Raw genomic sequence first — 16,145 nt, 5'->3', positions numbered from 1 at the left:
TCGTCTTACTTCTCGATCCGGTAGTTCTCGTGGCAGCCCTTGCAGGTGCCCAGAACCGGTTTCATCGCTTCGGTGAAGCTTTCGGCATCCGCCGGGCCATTGCGCCCGGACACTTCGAGCGCTGCAGTCGTGGCCTCCTGAAGCTTGCCGATTTCCTCGGCAAAACCCTCGGGATCCTCCCAGATCGCTGGTGCCGCGGTGGTATCTCCTTCGCCACTTCCTTCCGGGAAGAAGTCGGGATAGGCGGCGGCAACCGCAGCGGCAGTGGAGATGGCGGCCTTTCCGATCGCAGGGCTGTAGTCCAGCTCGCCCTTCATGACACCAGCGGTCAGCCCGGCTGCGCCGCCCATGCCACCCATCAGTGCCTTGCGCACCGCGATCGGATCATCGGCTGCGAAAACAGGCAGCGCGCTCAGTGCGAGCACGCCGGCGAACAGAACACTGGCCTTCATGAATGCCTCCAAATGGCTATCTGACCGCCCGCTTTGCGGAGATCAATTGACTTTCGGACCGGACGCCCGCGCTCCCGTGGCGGAAACGCTATCGGCACATCCGTCGGGCGCATCCTCCCCGCGGCCTCGGCGAGTGGTCAAGCCTGCGAAGCGAAGGGCGCCATGGGATCACCGGTTTGTGATCCGGCAAGTGGCGTTCCGTCGGTCACGGTGCGCGCCTTCTCAGACCGTGCGGAACTCGCCTTCCTCGGCGTCGTAATACTCGAGCACACCGCCCTGGATGTCGTACCAGATGCCGTGAAGCTCCAGCTTGCCAGCAGCCATCGCTTCCTTGACGAAGGGGAAGGTGGCCAGGTTCTCGAGGCTCAGAACGACCCCGTCATGTTCGAGCGCGCGCTGGGTGTGCGTTTCGTCGAGCCCCTTTTTGAGAACGCCGGGAACTCGCGGTTCGAGCACTTCAAGCCACTGGCTGACGAAGGCGGTCTTGTCCTGTTCCTTCACGGACGGGTCCTGATGCTGCTTGATGCAGCCCGCGACACCGCCGCAGCCGTAATGGCCCATGACGATAAGATGTCGGACGCCCAGGACGTTCACGGCGAACTCGATCGTGGCCGAGGTTCCGTGGGGTTCGCCGTCCGGCTGGTAGGGGGGCACGAGGTTGGCGATGTTGCGGTGAACGAAGAACTCGCCAGCTTCGGCACCGAACACGTCCGAGGCCATCACGCGGCTGTCGCAGCAGGCGACGATCATCGCGGCCGGAGACTGGCCATCCGCTGCCAGCTGCGACAGGCGCATGCGCGTCGCCGGTTCGAGTTCCTTCCGCCAGCCATGGTGGCGGTCGACAAGGAACTTTGGAAGCGGGCGTGCTTCTTTCATCGGCTAATCCTCGAACTGGCGAAACGACACTGCATTTACCTAAACAACGCACGACATTAATGCGCTTTCGGCCCCATGAAAACCTCGCCCTTAACGCTTGTTTCAACGAAACATGGCATCTCAGTCCGTGGGTGGACAGGGGACGAGTATGCTTCAACACGATCCGATTCAGTTCTTGCCGCAAGAAGTGGCAAACATCGACACGTCGCGAATTCTGGTTCTGCGCCAGTCTGTCGGCGATGAGCGCTGCCGGGAAATCATCGAGGAGGTCGTATATCACCTCTCCGAGCGGTTGACCAAGCTTGAGACCGCACTTCACGAATGGGATGGCGCGGAGATGCGTGCGCTGGCCTCGCGGCTGGCGAGCCTCAGCGAGCAGGTCGGGCTTGCCGATTTCGCCCGCGTGTCGCGCGATCTGTGCCAGTGCATCGACGCGGAAGACCCGATTGCGACGGGTGCCGTGGCTGCGCGGCTGCTTCGGTTGGGCGACGAGTCCATCCTGTCGGTCATGCTCTACGCGGATCAGGCGGCGCTCTAGGACTGGCTTGCGCCTTCTGGCGGTCGGGCCTGACCATGCCGAAGCCGAATCCCGACCCGGAGGGCAAGATTTCCTTTTCGGGTTCTGGCCCTGCTCAGAACCCGAACTGCGGGAATTCTGTGCAAGACCGTGCTGCGGTCTTGTGGTTGGCGGAGTGTGAAAGCTAGGGTTCATCGGGCAGGAAACCACGCGGAACCGCCCGATGCCCCTACCACCGCCCAACACCCCGACAATCCCGCTCCATGTGATCGAGGCACGCAGTCTTGACGCCTGGCTCGACGCTGCCGATGCGCGGCCTCGAGCCTGGGTGGAGGCAATGGGTTTCCGGGCGGGCCTCGGTGAAGTGGTCTGTCTGCCGGACGAAGAGGGCGGGATCGCAGCGGCTCTGGTTGGCTGGGGAACGCCGGAGGCGCGTGCGCGCGACAGGTTTCATCTCGCCGCTGCCGCGGACAGGCTTCCGCCACATCACTACCAGCTTGTCCTGCCGCCCGATCTCGAAATCGACCCTGCTCTCGAAACGCTGGGCTGGCACCTTGGCCAGTACCGTTTCCAGCGCTACAAGGCCTCCGACGCCCCTCAGCCCGTGCTTACCTGTCCCGATACGGTGGATACCACGCGGCTTGCGGCCATCGAGCGCGGCGCCTCGCTCTGTTTCGATCTGATCAACACACCCGCGCGGGACATGGGGCCGGAGGCGCTCGAACAGGCTTTCCGAAAGGTCGCCACTGCGTGCGGCGCGGAAGCGACCGTGCTCTCCGGTCACGCCGCTCTTGAGGCCGAGAACTTCCCGATGATAGCCGCGGTGGGCGCTGCCGCCACGCAGGAACCCCGGCTTCTCGACATGCGCTGGGGGCGGCCGGATGCGCCCACGGTCACGCTTGTCGGGAAGGGGGTCTGCTTCGACACGGGCGGGCTCAACATCAAGCCCGGTGCATCCATGGGCCTGATGAAAAAGGACATGGGCGGCGCTGCAACTGCGCTCGGGCTCGCGCAGACGATCATGGAACTGGGGCTCGATCTGCGGCTTCGGGTGCTGATCCCGGCGGTGGAGAACGCGATCTCCGCGCCGGCGTTCCGCCCGGGTGACATCCTTCCAAGCCGAAAGGGGTTGTCGGTCGAGGTCAACAATACCGATGCTGAGGGCAGGCTCGTGCTGGCCGATGCTCTGGCGCTGGCCGATGAGGAGAATCCTGATCTGATGATCAGCCTCGCCACGCTGACGGGTGCGGCACGGGTGGCCCTCGGGCCGGATGTGCCGCCCTTCTTCACAGATGACGAGGATCTGGCGGCGGCGCTTGCTGCCGCCGCGCGTCGGGTCGCTGATCCGCTGTGGCGATTGCCGTTCTGGGACCCTTACGAGCCGATGATCGAGCCGGGTATCGCCGATCTTGATAACGCACCCAAGGGTGGAATGGCCGGTTCCATCACGGCGGCGCTGTTCCTGCGCCGCTTCGTCGGTAGCGATCGGTCCTACGCGCATTTCGACATTTACGGTTGGACACCTAGCCCGAAACCCGGTCGACCCAAGGGCGGGGCCTATCAGGCGGCAAGAGCGCTGCTCGACGTGCTGGAGGCGCGGGCATGGAAGCGGACCTGACCCCTTTTGCCGGCCGGCTCGTGCCGCGTCGGCCCGATCTCGCCGCCGAATACCTGAAGGGCCAGGTCGCCGCGGAACGTTTCGAGCAGGGCGTGTCCTGCGTGGTGACGGCACCGATTCTCGACCTGGCGCTTTCGCCGGAGCCGAATGCCGGCCTTGCGACACAGCTTCTTTATGGCGAGAGCTTCACGGTCTACGAGGATCGCGGCGACGGGCTTGCCTGGGGGCAATCCGGTTGGGACGGCTATGTCGGGTTCGTCGCCTCGGCCGGTTTGGCGACGCTGGGTGTATCGGTGCCGACACAGCATCGCACGGTCACCGCACTTTCGAGCCACATCTATACGCGGCCGGACATCAAGGCGCCGGTCTTCAGGTCGATACCCTACCTGGCCGAGGTCGCCACCGTGGCGGAAGAGGGGGCATTCTACCGTCTGGCGCGCGGGGGATACGTGCCTCGTGTCCATTTCGAAGCGCGCCCTGGCGATGCGGTCGACCACGCAAGGCGATTCCTGGGCGCACCGTACCTATGGGGCGGGCGCAGCGCGCGGGGTCTGGACTGTTCCGCATTGGTCCAGCTCGCCTTCCGTGCGGCCGGACAGATGGACTGCCCGCGCGATTCGGACATGCAGGAGGCGCTGTTCGGAACGAAGCTCGCGGAGGGCGACGCACCGGCGCGGGGGGATCTGCTGTTCTGGAAGGGGCATGTCGCGATGTGTACGGGCGAAGGCACGATCATCCATGCCAACGCCCACCACATGGCGGTTGCCGAAGAGGCCCTTGAGGGCGCGGTTCAGCGGATTCTCGATACGGGCGGGGGGCCTGTCACGAGTCTTCGGCGCCCGCCCGTCGGATGATGATGGGAATCCGGGTGCCGGGCGTCACTTGGTCAGAATGAGTTTTCCCTGCCGGGTGATGCGCAGAACGTAGCGCATTCCGTCGAGCAGAACCTCGGCTTCGCGGTTGCCGCGGGTCAGCACGCGTGCATCATGCACGGGGCGGGGTTCGGCGAGGCGGGTCTGTTCACGGCGGAACGTCTGAGAATGGACTGGTGCGTTCACGGCTGATCCTCCATGGGGCCTAATTTCAGGTTCCGGACCCGAGGCGACACGACACCCACTGGCGCGTGACGATGCTCTCTGGGAGCTCCTCTTCCCGGTTCAACGGTTGACGTGGCGGCTGGCTCGTGAAGCTGGCTGGTAAAAAGAACATGACTAAATTAGTCGGGTTAATCAAGCATCATTTTCAGACCCTTGTGCTTTCGGCGGATTCCGCGCTCTCCTCTGGCCGTTCAGTGGATGAGGGAGACGGGCATGTCGTGGATAGATCCGGGATCTGGTGAGGGTCTTACCCACCCCCAGGCCGTTGCGTGCATGGCAAATTGCCGGGCCGTGCTTCTGGGTGAACAGCATGACCGGGCGGAGGACCATCGCTTCCAGGAGCTTTCGATTGCGGGGCTCGCCGCACAGGTCGAAGGGCTTCAGATCGGGTTCGAGATGTTTCCCCGTCACCTGCAGCCGGTGCTCGATGTCTGGGTAGAGGGACAGATGAGCGAGGCCGGGTTCCTTCGGGAGGTCGGCTGGGAGAAGGTCTGGGGTTTTCCGCCGGAACTCTATTTGCCGCTCTTCCGGATCTGCCGCGACCTTTCGTTGCCGATGATCGCCATGAATGTCGAGCGACCGGTCGTATCCATCATCGGTCGGGAAGGTTGGGAAGCGCTGCCAGAGGAGTATCGAAGTTGGATGACGCCGGCGGTGCCCGCGACACCAGCCTACCGGCGCTATCTCTTCGAGGTCACGGGCGGAGTGCGGCCCGGGCGCAAGGCGCAGTCACCCGAAGATCCCGCGTTCGACAATTTTGTGCGGGCGCAGCAGGTCTGGGATCGTGCCTTCGCCTGCGCGATTGCCCATGCGCTCGAGCAAGACGGCGCCGGCTGCGTGGCGGGCATCATTGGCCGGGGGCATCTTGAATACCACCTTGGCGTGTATGCCCAGCTTACCTCACTCGGTATTGAGAAAGTTGCAGTTGCCTTGCCGCACCGCGAAAGCAGCGGCGAGGGAAAGATCGCGGATCTGGTCTTCGCTTCTGGCGGAAAAGCGCATCTTCGGACATCGCCGACGCATTTATGACGCGCTTTTCTTGCCGGAGCGGGTTTATGATTGATGAGAGTGTGTCTACGATCATTCAGGTAAACCGAGCCAAAGTGAGGTCAAAGCTCATGTCCGATACGCCGAATCCCGATAATGCAGCCCCTCAAGATGCAACCCCGGAAGCAGCGGCTGAAGGCGCATCGGCTCCGGCTCCCGCCAAGCCGCGGCGGCGCACAACGCGGAAGACGACCGGCACGACCGCGAAGTCCTCTTCGACTACCAGAACCACCACCAGGAAGACCGCCCAAAACCCTGAAGCAGTCGCGGAAGATGTAACCGCAAAGACGGAAGAGGCTGCAAAAACTGCCGAGGCGGCCGCGACCAAGGCGACCGAACAGATGAAGGAGATCGCGGCGTCGACGGTGAAATCGACCGAGGACGCAATCGCGAAAGCACAGGAGCAGGTCAAGGCCGCCGAAGAGAAGCTCGAAAAGATCACCGAGCAGTCCAAGGCGAACATGAAGGCCGCCGAGGATGCCTTTGCCAAGTTCCAGGAGATGATGACCAAGCAGATGAAGGCCGCGGAGGAGGCAAACGAGAAGGCAGCGCAGCGGATGCAGCAGCTCTTCTCCGACCAGATGTCGGCCGCCGAAGCCAACATGGCCAAGTTCAAGGCGCAGGCCGAAGAAAACACCAAGGCCGCCAAGGCCCGCGCGAACGAAGTGCAGCAGAAGGCCTACAAGGGGGCGGAGGCCGCCGGGAGCGCGCTCTTTGGCGGGCTGACCAAGGCGCAGGCCGATGTGTCCGAGTTCGTCTCCAGCCGGATCCGTCAGGACATGGAAGCGCAGAGCAAGCTGATGAGCTGTCGGTCGCTGGAGGATTTCCGCGCGGTTCAGAAGGAGTTTCTTGATACCGCGATGAAGGATTACGCCGCACTTAGCGCGCGCTTCATGACCATGACCGAGGCGTTCTCGCCGAAGAACTATCTGTCTGACGACAAGAAGTAGGCTGACCCCTTCGAACCGGGTTGCGCGCGGTGGGATCGTCTGCCGCGCGCTTTCGTTTGGCGGTGTTGAATTGGTGCACCACACCTGACAGGTTGCTCCCTGTGCTGACGTGCTGCGGCGAAAGAGGAGCAAATGGCGGTATCACTGGAAGACAGGGCTCTCGTCGTCATCGACGTCCAGAACGATTTCTGTCCGGGGGGCGCACTCGCCGTCGGAGATGGCGACAGTGTGGTTGCGCCGATCAACCGGCTTCTGCCGAAATTCGGGGTTCGAGTTCTCACGCAGGACTGGCATCCCGCAGATCACTCCTCCTTCGCCGACAATCATCCCGGCGCAACGCCATTCTCGACCGTGGAAATGCCCTATGGCACCCAGGTTCTCTGGCCGGCCCATTGCATCCAGGGCACCGAGGGCGCGGCCTTTCACGCAAAGCTCGAGACCACCGCAGCCGATCTGGTGATACGCAAGGGGTTTCGCTCCGGTATCGACAGCTATTCGGCATTCTTCGAGAACGACCACGAGACCGCGACGGGGCTCGCCGGCTACCTGCGCGAACGGGGTGTCACCAAGCTCTGTTTCGCGGGGCTTGCCACCGATTTCTGCGTCGCCTGGTCCGCGCTTGATGCCGTGAAGCAGGGGTTCGAGGTCGCGGTCGTCACCGATGCCTGCCGGGCCATCGATCTCGACGGCTCGCTGGATGCGGCGATGTCGAACATGAGCAAGGCGGGGGTCGATCTGGTCTCCGTCGCCGATCTCGAAGCGTAGGATCCCGCCATGGCAACGATTGATATCGCAAAGCGCGTCTATGACCATGCCTGGCGGATCGACCCGATCGTGCGTTCGGTGATCGATACCGACTTCTACAAGCTTCTGATGCTGCAGACGGTCTACAAGCGGCACGCGGACGTCACCGTCGAATTCAGCCTCATCAACCGATCGACCCATGTTCCGTTGGCCAAACTGATCGACGAGGGCGAGCTGCGCGAACAGCTCGATCACGCTCGAAGTTTGAGCCTGTCGCGCGGCGAGAGCACCTGGCTGCGCGGGAACACCTTCTACGGCAAGCGGTGGATGTTCGGTCCGGACTTCATGTCCTGGCTCGAGGCGTTCCGGTTGCCCGAATACGAGCTCACCCGGCGCGGCGACCAGTATGAGCTCACGTTTCGGGGTTCGTGGCCCGAGGTGATGATGTGGGAAATCCCCGCGCTGGCAATCCTCATGGAGCTGCGCTCGCGCGCCGTGCTCAACGGAATGGGCCGTTTCGAACTGCAGATTCTCTACGCCCAGGCGATGACGCGCGTATGGGAGAAGATCGAGCGGCTGAACAAGATCGAGGATCTGCGCATCTCCGATTTCGGCACGCGGCGGCGCCACGGGTTTCTCTGGCAGGACTGGTGCGTGGAAGCGATGATCGAGGGGCTGGGGCCGAAATTCACCGGTTCCTCGAACTGTCTCATCGCCATGCACCACGACATCGAGGCGATCGGCACCAACGCTCACGAGTTGCCGATGGTCTATGCCGCGCTCGCCGAAACGGACGCCGAATTGCGAGAAGCGCCGTATCGGGTGCTGGAAAACTGGCAGCGGGACTATGACGGAAACCTGCTCATCATCCTCCCCGATACCTACGGAACGCAAGGGTTCCTGGAGCGCGCGCCGGATTGGCTCTCCGACTGGACAGGCATCCGGATCGATTCGGGAGATCCAGAGGCAGGGGCGGAGGCCGCGATCGACTGGTGGAAGCGGCGGGGGCAGAACCCCGAGGAGAAGCTGGTGATCTTCTCCGATGGACTGGATGTCGCGCGGATCGAGGAGCTTCACGCGCGGTTCGAGGGCCGCGTGAAGCTCGGCTTCGGCTGGGGAACCTTGCTGACGAACGATTTCCGCGGGCTCGCCCCCGACGATGCGCTCGCGCCATTCAGTCTTGTCTGCAAGGCCGTGAGCGCGAATGGCCGCCCGACGGTCAAGCTCTCGGACAACCCGGCCAAGGCAATGGGACCGGCGGACGAGATCGAGCGCTACAAGCGCGTCTTCGGCGTTGGGGCACAGAAAGCCATGCCTGTCGTCGTGTGAAGCAGTGGGTGGTGGCGCCCGCGCCACCACCCGCATGGTTCACGAGACTGCAGCCGTCTCTCGCCGTGCCAGCAGCTTGTCCGCGATGATATAGGCGGCAATTGCGGCGATAATTCCGTTGATCGGCGGAATGCCGGGCGAGAAATAGCCCGCAAGGCAGCCCACCAGATAGCCTGCAAAACCGGCGGGGTTGATCGCCGGGATATCCGCGGTGCCGATCTTCGGATACTGGCTGCGATGCTTGTAGAAGAAATCGGCCATGATCACGCCGCCAATGGGCGGGATGAAGGTGCCGAGCATCAGCAGGAACGGGATGAGATGGAGGTCGATGCGCATCAGGCCAAGCCCCGTCCCGATGACGGCACCGATGATCGTGACAAGTTTGCGCCGGTTGGTCGCAAGCGCGGTGCAGCCGACGGCCGAAAAATTGTAGATCGTGTTGTCCTGCGTGGTCCAGAGATTGAGAAACAGCATCAGGATGCCAAGAACTGTCAGCCCCTGCAGAACCAGAACATCCACCACGTCGGGCTGGGCATAGACCAGCGCACCGATGGCGCCGGTTGCGATCATCAAGCCGTTGCCGATGAAGAAAGCGGCCAGCGCCCCGAAAACGGCATGGTTTGGCTTCATCGCGAAGCGCGTCCAGTTGGTGGCCTGCGTCCCACCCGAAACGAATGTTCCGAAGACGATGGTGATCGCGGTTCCGACCCCGAGCGCTGCCGTCGGTTCGATTCCGGCCAGCCCGGTCCAACCGCCCGCGTCGCCCAGAGCGATCCAGAGCGACACGAGCAGAAGAAGCGCCATCAGCGGGACCGAGACGATGGAGAGGATCTCGAGGCCGCGATAGCCGATATAGGCGGTCCAGCAGAAGGCGAGACCGAAGATGATCATCAGCGTGTACATCAGGACCGGGTTCGCTTCGCCATCAACGCCCACGAGTTTCAGGAGAACAATGGCAATCGTGGCAGTGCCCCAGCCATACCAGCCGATCTGGGTGAAACCGAGCACGGCATCCGGCAGCCGTGCACCGATCCGACCGAAGCCGAAGCGGCTCAGGAGCGCGGTGTTTAGCCCGGTCTTGCAGCCGACATAGCTCAGGATCGCGACATAGATACCGAGAAGCAGGTTGCCGATCACGATCACGCTGACGAGGTCAGGCCAGAGCGGGAAGGCCGGTCCGATCCGGCCACCGCCGAACATCGTCGCGGTAAAGAAGGTGAAACCCAGGAGCACGACACAGAGCGACAGCAGGCTCTTTCGCGCCGATTGCGGCACCTCGGAGAGGGGATAGTCCTCGGCAGCGGTGTCCACCGGGTTCGCCTTCATGTCGTCCATCCTGTTTCCCTTCGGTTCAGTCTTCCGCGATGTCCTCGTGCCAGAGCGTCACGTTCTCGGGCTTGGAGAGAAACCGGCGCATGGCGTCCTTGCAGCCTTCGTCATCGAGCAGCACCACATCGACGCCCCGTTCGCGCAGGAACGGGATGTTGCCCTCGAAGTTTTCCGCCTCGCCGACCACGACGCGCGGAATGCCGAATTGCACGATTGTGCCGCCGCACATCATGCAGGGGCTGAGCGTGGTGTAGAGTACCGTGTCGCGGTAGGTCCGCTGACGCCCCGCCTTGCGCAGGCAGTCCATTTCGCCATGGGCGATCGGGTCGCCCTGCTGGACACGCTGGTTATGCCCGGCGGCGACGATTTCATTTCCGCGCACCAGGACGGCCCCGATGGGCAGGCCACCCTCGGCCATGCCCTGTTCGGCTTCGGCGAGGGCAAGGGCCATGAAATGGCGGTGGGTCTCGATGTCCTGCGACATGGTCACTCCGGCAAGCAAATTCGTGGCCATCTGGCCGAGCGGCAAGGCTAGGCGGCAGAAAACCCGTCTGGCAACGCATCCGCTCCGTGCCGGAACGCCCCGACGGACCGAAGGCCCCTTCCTGCTCAAACTCTGGACATTCCGGCCCGCGCGATAGGCAATCGGCGAATAAAGCCGGGCCTCACCCTCTTGACCTTCCCATGATGGGAAGCCCCATATCAGCCGCAATCGAGGAGGTTCGGATGCTGGACGAGCAACACTACACCTGTGATCTGATTGTCGAGGGAATGTCCTGTGCCGGATGTGCGGGCCGGGTGGAGAAGGAATTGCTTGCAGCTCCCGGTGTCGCGTCCGCGAGCGTGAATTTCGCAACCGGTCGCGCCCGCGTGGAAGGTGTCCAAGGCGCCCCCGCAGACCTTGCGGACCGTGTGACGCAGGCCGGTTATCCGGCGCGCATTGCCGATGAAGGGCCGAGACGGCCCCAGGCGGAAAGGCGGGACGAGGCGGACCTGCTCCGGCGCAATGTCTGGATCGCCGGGGCGCTGACCCTGCCGGTCTTTGTCATCGAAATGGGGGGGCATGTTTTCCCGGCATTCCACCACGCGCTGGTCGGAGCTTTCGGCACCCTGGGGATCAACCTGCTCCTTTTCGCGCTGACCTCGGCGGTGCTCTTTTGGCCGGGGCGGGTGTTCTTCGAGATGGGATGGAACGCGCTGGCCAAGGCCGCGCCGGACATGAACACGCTGGTCATGCTCGGAGCCGGAGCGGCCTGGGCCTATTCGACGGTCGCGGAATTTGCACCCGCTGCGCTGCCCGAGAACACGGCTCACATCTATTTCGAATCCGCCGCACTGATCGTCACCCTGATCCTGCTCGGTCGCTACCTCGAAGCCCGCGCGCGCGGACAGATGAGTGCCGCCATCGAGAAGCTTGTGGATCTGCAACCGCCCATGGCGCGGCTCATCTCAAATGGGACCGAGCGCGATGTGCCGGTGGATGAGGTGCGTCGGGGCGCGGAGCTGCGCGTGCGGCCGGGTGAGCGCATTCCACTCGATGGTGTTCTGATCGACGGGGCGTCCTGGGTGGACGAAGCCATGGTCACCGGAGAGCCGGAGCCGGTCAGGAAAGCGCCCGGGGACGCGCTGATCGGCGGCACGGTGAACGGCAACGGGAGTTTCACCTTCCGTGTCACCCAGACGGGGGAGGACACGCTGCTCGCGCGGATCGTGCGGATGGTCGAGGAGGCCCAGGCCGACAAGCTTCCGATCCAGGAACAGGCGGATCGCGTCATTGCCTGGTTCGTTCCCGCGATCATGGTCATTTCCGCGCTGACATTCATTGGCTGGATGATCTTTGGGCCCGCTCCCGCGTTGCCAATGGCAATCGTGAGCGCGGTCTGTGTTTTGATCGTCGCCTGTCCCTGCGCCATGGGTCTGGCCACGCCGACATCAATCCTCGTGGGAACGGGGCGCGGCGCCGAAGCCGGCATCCTGTTCCGGCGCGGTGCTGGGCTTCAGAGGCTGGCGGATGCGAAAGTCGTCGCCTTCGACAAGACCGGCACATTGACGCTCGGCAAGCCGAAGCTCACGGATCTGGAAACCGTCGGAAACCTCGACCGCGACGAATTGCTCGCGCTGGTCGCCGGGGCCGAGGCCGGGTCCGAGCACCCGATTGCGCGTGCCATTCTGGATGCTGCAAAGGCCGAAGAACTGTCGATCCCGGAAGCGGCGGAATTCGAGGCCGTTTCGGGCCAGGGGGTTCGGGCGCATGTCTCGAACCACGAGATCTTGCTGGGCAATGTCGCGTTCTTCCGGGATACGGGCATCGCGACGGAATCCGGCAAGGACGTCCTCCTGCGTCTCGAAGCAGACGGGAAGAGCCCGATCCTCGTGGCCGTGGACGGGAAACTCGAAGGGATTCTCGCCGTGGCGGACGAGATCCGGCCCGGAACGCGCGATGCGATCCACCGCCTGCGCGGCATGGGGTTCGAAATCGCGATGATCACCGGCGATGGCGCAGCCGTGGCGCACACGGTCGGTTCGGCGCTCGGCATTGATCTGATCCAGGCGGACGTGCTTCCGGGTGGCAAGGCCGATGCGGTCAAGGCCCTGCAGGAGAAGGGCGCCGTGACATTCGTGGGAGACGGGATCAACGACGCGCCGGCACTGGCGCAGGCGGATGTCGGGATCGCGATCGGAACCGGCACGGACATCGCGATAGAGACTGCGGATGCCGTGCTGATGGCCGATGAAATCGCGCATGTGGCCGATGCCGTGGCGCTGAGCCGGGCGACCTTGAGCAACATCCGCCAGAACCTGTTCTGGGCGTTCGGATACAATGTCGCCCTGATCCCGGTGGCAGCGGGCGTGCTCTACCCGGTTGCGGGCATTCTGATGTCCCCGGTCTTTGCCGCGGGCGCGATGGCCGCCTCAAGTGTCTGCGTCGTGTCGAATGCCCTGAGACTGCGCCGGGTGCGACTGGGAGGCGGCGCATGAATATCGGGGAAGCGGCAAAGGCATCCGGCGTCTCTTCCAAGATGATTCGCCACTACGAGGAGATCGAGCTGATTCCTCACGTGCGACGCAGCGAGAACGGCTACCGGACCTACGCTGAGGAAGACATCCACACGCTGAGCTTCATCCGGCGTGCTCGGCGGCTGGGCTTTTCCATCTCGCAGATCAGGGACCTCCTGCGCCTCTGGCAGGACAAGGGGCGCGCCAGCCACGAGGTCAAGGTGATCGCGGAAGGCCATATCGCGGAGCTTGCCGCCCGGATCGAGGAACTCGAGGCAATGCGTGGCGCGCTGGAGCACCTGACCCGCGCGTGTCAGGGGAATGACCGGCCGGATTGCCCGATCATCGACGATCTGGCCGGTAACTTGAAGGGAGGCACCTCACTCGACGAGTGAGCGCGACCCCATCGTGAGGTATTTCTGCCGTCGGGCAATGCGAAGCGATTCGCGATCCATGCCCTGAACCTCGGCGAGCATTCCGGATATCGCGATCCGCACCCCGTCGACGGCTGCAAGCCGATGGCGCTGTGCACCGCCGATCGGTTCGGGAATGATGCGGTCGCAGACGCCGAGCGCGAAAAGATCCTGCGCCGTGAGCTTCAAGGCTTCGGCGGCCTCGCGCATCTTCTCGGCATCTTTCCAGAGGATGGAGGCGCAGCCCTCGGGCGAAATCACGGAGTAAATGGAGTGCTCGAGCATCGCCAGGCGGTCGGCCGTGGCGAAAGCGACTGCGCCGCCGGATCCGCCTTCGCCGATGATCACCGAGACGAGCGGCACGCCGAGCGCGAGGCATTTCTCGGTCGAGCGCGCAATGGCTTCTGCCTGCCCGCGCTCTTCCGCGCCCTTGCCCGGATAGGCGCCGGGCGTGTCCACCAAGGTGACGACCGGGAGATTGAAGCGGTCCGCCAGATCCATCAGCCGGATGGCCTTGCGGTAGCCCTCGGGTCGCGCCATGCCGAAATTGCGTTCGATCCGGCTCTTGGTGTCATTGCCCTTCTCATGGCCGATCACCACCACCGGGCGGTCGTCGAACCGGGCCACACCACCCATGATGGCCTGGTCATCCGCGAAGTTCCGATCTCCCGCGAGCGGCGTCCACTCGGTGAACAGCGCGTCGATATAGTCTTTGCAATGCGGCCGATCCGGGTGGCGCGCGACCTGGCATTTCCGCCAGGGGTTCAGGTTTCGGTAGAGTTCATCGAGCAAGGCCGAAGCCTTCGCGTCCAGCGCGGCGGCCTCCTGCTCAACGTCCATTTCCGAGTTCGAGCGCGCGAGCGCCCGCAGTTCCTCGGCCTTGCCTTCGATCTCGGCGAGGCCCTTCTCGAAATCGAGGTAGGTCATCTGCACCCCTGCTATGGTCGTGCTCTATATGCCTTTGGAGACAGGGCTTTGCAACTGGACCCGAACGGATCGGGCCGGAGATGGGTCGCGGGCGGCGGAACAACCGCCGACCGCGCCCGACCGCAGGCGACGTTTGCTGACGCAAAGGCACATGAAACCGGGGGATGCGGCGCGGCTGGAACTCTGTTGTGCATGTCAGGCCAATCCCGTGGAAGAGGGCCGCATTTCGCGGCCCCCGATTGCTCACCGGTTGTCGAGTTGCGCGCGAACGGTGCAGAGCCCGCGTCGGGAGATCCGGTAGGGCTCTCCGCTACGCGAGGCGATGAGCCGTTTTCGTTTCAGCCGTGAGAAGATGTCGAGGGTGCAATCCGAAAGGATCGCACCGTCGCGGGTGACGCAAAGCACATCCGTGATCTTGCGGCTGTCGTTGCGTTCATGGCGGATCGTGCCGCCCTGGGCGAGTACGTGCAGCACTCGCTGTTCGGGTCTGGAGATGTTCAATATCTTGGTCCGGAGCAGGTGTGATCGGTCGGCGCGGCCTCATACGGGCGCGTCGTTCAGGCTCACTCTGTTCTTCGCTGCCGCGAAGAACGGCGATCACACAATCTCGGACATCCACACTCCATCGGGCGCAAAACGCGCCGGATAGGGCCGAAAATAGGCCCTGCCGTGGTTTCAGACAAGGGTTTCGTGTCCTGCGCGTGATTGTCGCACAGGACTGGCAATCCCGGCCTTCAGCCCGCGATCATCTCGGACTGTTTGACGATCACCTGTGCCTGGCGCACGGAGGCGATGTCCACCAGCCGGCCCTTGTATACGGCGGCGCCCTGGCCCTTCGCTTCGGCCTCCTTCATGGCGGCGAGGATCTCCCGCGCCTCGGAAACGGCTTCTTCGGAGGGAGTGAAGACCTGGTTGGCAAGCGCCACCTGCTTGGGATGGATCGCCCATTTGCCGACCATCCCCATGGTCGCCGAGCGCCGCGCCTGCGCGACATAGCCGTCGTCGTCGGAGAAATCGCCGAAGGGTCCATCCACCGGCAGGATGCCATGGGTGCGGCAGGCCGAGACGATGGCCGCCGTGACACCGTGCCAGGGATCGCCGAAAACTGGTTCGCGGGCGGCATCGCCGTCCTTCGGAGGCAGCATGTAGTAATTGGCCTGCGTGCCGCCGATGCCGGTGGTTGCCATTCCCATGGAGGCCGCGAAATCGGCCGCGCCGAGGCTCATGGCCTGCATCCGTGGGCTCGAGGCGGCAATCTCTTCCGCATGGGCGAAGCCGGCGGCAGTCTCGATGATGACCTCGAAACCGACTCTCTTCTGGCGTCCCTTGGCCCATTCGATGGCGGAGCAGAGCGCATCCACCGCGTAGATGTCCTTTGCGTTACCCGCCTTCGGGATCATGAAAAGGTCGATCCGGTCGCCCGCCTGTTCCAGAACCTCCACCACGTCGCGATACCAGAACTCTGTGTCGAGGCCGTTGATCCGCACCGAGAGCGTCTTGGTGCCCCAGTCGATCTCGTTGATCGCCTTGATGATGTTGGCCCGTGCTGCGGGCTTGTCCGCCGGTGAGACACTGTCTTCGAGGTCGAGGTTGATCACATCGGCAGCCGAGGCGGCCGCCTTCGCGAAGATCTCGGGCCGCGAGCCGGGCGCGAAGAGCTGGCAGCGGTTCGGACGGGCAGGTGGCGACGGCGGAACGGTGAAACTCATCGGGTCCTCGTGCAAGTTTGTTTCGAAATCCTATCCCGCAGTGATATGATATGTCGCAGCGCTCACGTCAAATGCATTTCGCACTTGCGACATGATCCAAAAGCACAAGAGCGGCACCGGGCTTGGGCCCGGAACCGCTA

The 16,145-nt window shown here is 63.7% G+C and carries 17 protein-coding genes; 9 read left to right on the top strand and 8 right to left on the bottom strand.

Going from position 1 to position 16,145, the window contains the following annotated elements:
• Positions 1-5: 5 nt before the first annotated feature.
• Together ACP15W_RS16225 and ACP15W_RS16220 are read right to left on the bottom strand one after the other, a co-directional pair.
• The gene (locus ACP15W_RS16225; protein ID WP_424933964.1) at positions 6-452 is read right to left on the bottom strand and encodes a c-type cytochrome; all 447 of its coding nucleotides are present in this window, start codon (positions 450-452) and stop codon (positions 6-8) included.
• A gap of 222 nt (positions 453-674) precedes the next feature.
• The gene (locus ACP15W_RS16220; RefSeq protein ID WP_424933963.1) at positions 675-1,328 is read right to left on the bottom strand and encodes a carbonic anhydrase; all 654 of its coding nucleotides are present in this window, start codon (positions 1,326-1,328) and stop codon (positions 675-677) included.
• Positions 1,329-1,476: 148 nt separating this feature from the next.
• Here ACP15W_RS16220 and ACP15W_RS16215 point away from each other — a divergent pair, with 148 nt between their 5' ends.
• From ACP15W_RS16215 to ACP15W_RS16205, 3 genes are all read left to right on the top strand, one after another.
• Positions 1,477-1,866, top strand: coding sequence for a hypothetical protein (locus tag ACP15W_RS16215; RefSeq protein WP_424933962.1), 390 nt, complete (start codon positions 1,477-1,479; stop codon positions 1,864-1,866).
• 202 nt (positions 1,867-2,068) lie between these two features.
• Positions 2,069-3,463, top strand: a complete 1,395-nt coding sequence (locus ACP15W_RS16210) for a leucyl aminopeptidase family protein (protein ID WP_424933961.1) — start codon at positions 2,069-2,071, stop codon at positions 3,461-3,463.
• Positions 3,448-4,317, top strand: a complete 870-nt coding sequence (locus ACP15W_RS16205; RefSeq protein ID WP_424933960.1) for a C40 family peptidase — start codon at positions 3,448-3,450, stop codon at positions 4,315-4,317. Before ACP15W_RS16210 ends, ACP15W_RS16205 begins: the two co-directional genes overlap by 16 nt.
• A gap of 24 nt (positions 4,318-4,341) precedes the next feature.
• Here the strand turns inward: ACP15W_RS16205 and hemP are convergent, their stop codons facing one another.
• Entirely contained in the window at positions 4,342-4,521 is a 180-nt protein-coding gene (gene hemP / locus ACP15W_RS16200; protein WP_424933959.1) for a hemin uptake protein HemP, read from the bottom strand.
• Between the two features lie 252 nt (positions 4,522-4,773).
• Between hemP and ACP15W_RS16195 the strand changes: the two genes are divergently transcribed.
• The 4 genes from ACP15W_RS16195 to pncB all read left to right on the top strand — a co-directional run bounded on the left by ACP15W_RS16195 (position 4,774) and on the right by pncB (position 8,630).
• Complete coding sequence (locus ACP15W_RS16195) at positions 4,774-5,589, top strand: ChaN family lipoprotein (protein ID WP_424933958.1); 816 nt, start codon at positions 4,774-4,776, stop codon at positions 5,587-5,589.
• A gap of 89 nt (positions 5,590-5,678) precedes the next feature.
• Positions 5,679-6,557: a phasin family protein gene (locus ACP15W_RS16190; protein WP_424933957.1), complete on the top strand. Its 879-nt coding sequence runs from the start codon at positions 5,679-5,681 to the stop codon at positions 6,555-6,557.
• A 132-nt stretch (positions 6,558-6,689) separates the two neighbouring features.
• The gene (gene pncA / locus ACP15W_RS16185; RefSeq protein ID WP_424933956.1) at positions 6,690-7,322 is read left to right on the top strand and encodes a bifunctional nicotinamidase/pyrazinamidase; all 633 of its coding nucleotides are present in this window, start codon (positions 6,690-6,692) and stop codon (positions 7,320-7,322) included.
• A gap of 18 nt (positions 7,323-7,340) precedes the next feature.
• Positions 7,341-8,630 (top strand): nicotinate phosphoribosyltransferase, encoded by a 1,290-nt coding sequence (gene pncB / locus ACP15W_RS16180; protein WP_424934056.1) that lies wholly within the window; start codon positions 7,341-7,343, stop codon positions 8,628-8,630.
• A 39-nt stretch (positions 8,631-8,669) separates the two neighbouring features.
• On the opposite strand, the gene codB is transcribed toward pncB, so the two are convergent.
• Together codB and ACP15W_RS16170 are read right to left on the bottom strand one after the other, a co-directional pair.
• A complete protein-coding gene (gene codB, locus ACP15W_RS16175) occupies positions 8,670-9,965 on the bottom strand; it encodes a cytosine permease (RefSeq protein WP_424933955.1) in 1,296 nt (431 codons plus the stop codon).
• Between the two features lie 16 nt (positions 9,966-9,981).
• Complete coding sequence (locus ACP15W_RS16170; protein WP_424933954.1) at positions 9,982-10,443, bottom strand: nucleoside deaminase; 462 nt, start codon at positions 10,441-10,443, stop codon at positions 9,982-9,984.
• A 242-nt stretch (positions 10,444-10,685) separates the two neighbouring features.
• Here ACP15W_RS16170 and ACP15W_RS16165 point away from each other — a divergent pair, with 242 nt between their 5' ends.
• Both ACP15W_RS16165 and cueR read left to right on the top strand, forming a co-directional pair.
• Positions 10,686-12,938, top strand: coding sequence for a heavy metal translocating P-type ATPase (locus ACP15W_RS16165; protein ID WP_424933953.1), 2,253 nt, complete (start codon positions 10,686-10,688; stop codon positions 12,936-12,938).
• On the top strand, positions 12,935-13,351 hold the full coding sequence (cueR, locus tag ACP15W_RS16160; protein WP_424933952.1) for a Cu(I)-responsive transcriptional regulator: 417 nt from the start codon (positions 12,935-12,937) through the stop codon (positions 13,349-13,351). The genes ACP15W_RS16165 and cueR overlap by 4 nt, the downstream gene beginning before the upstream one ends.
• Here the strand turns inward: cueR and ACP15W_RS16155 are convergent.
• The 3 genes from ACP15W_RS16155 to ACP15W_RS16145 form a co-directional block, all read right to left on the bottom strand.
• Positions 13,337-14,296, bottom strand: a complete 960-nt coding sequence (locus ACP15W_RS16155) for an acetyl-CoA carboxylase carboxyltransferase subunit alpha (RefSeq protein ID WP_424933951.1) — start codon at positions 14,294-14,296, stop codon at positions 13,337-13,339. The two genes, cueR and ACP15W_RS16155, sit on opposite strands and share 15 nt — an antisense overlap.
• Positions 14,297-14,539: 243 nt before the next feature.
• Positions 14,540-14,797 (bottom strand): YjhX family toxin, encoded by a 258-nt coding sequence (locus ACP15W_RS16150; protein WP_424933950.1) that lies wholly within the window; start codon positions 14,795-14,797, stop codon positions 14,540-14,542.
• Between the two features lie 233 nt (positions 14,798-15,030).
• The gene (locus ACP15W_RS16145; protein WP_424933949.1) at positions 15,031-16,005 is read right to left on the bottom strand and encodes an HpcH/HpaI aldolase/citrate lyase family protein; all 975 of its coding nucleotides are present in this window, start codon (positions 16,003-16,005) and stop codon (positions 15,031-15,033) included.
• Positions 16,006-16,145 lie beyond the last annotated feature (140 nt).

The organism is Amaricoccus macauensis, assembly GCF_049800915.1.
GTDB lineage: Bacteria > Pseudomonadota > Alphaproteobacteria > Rhodobacterales > Rhodobacteraceae > Amaricoccus > Amaricoccus macauensis_A.
Note: the sequence above shows the minus strand (reverse complement) of the source record. Positions and strands in the feature narration are given on the sequence as shown.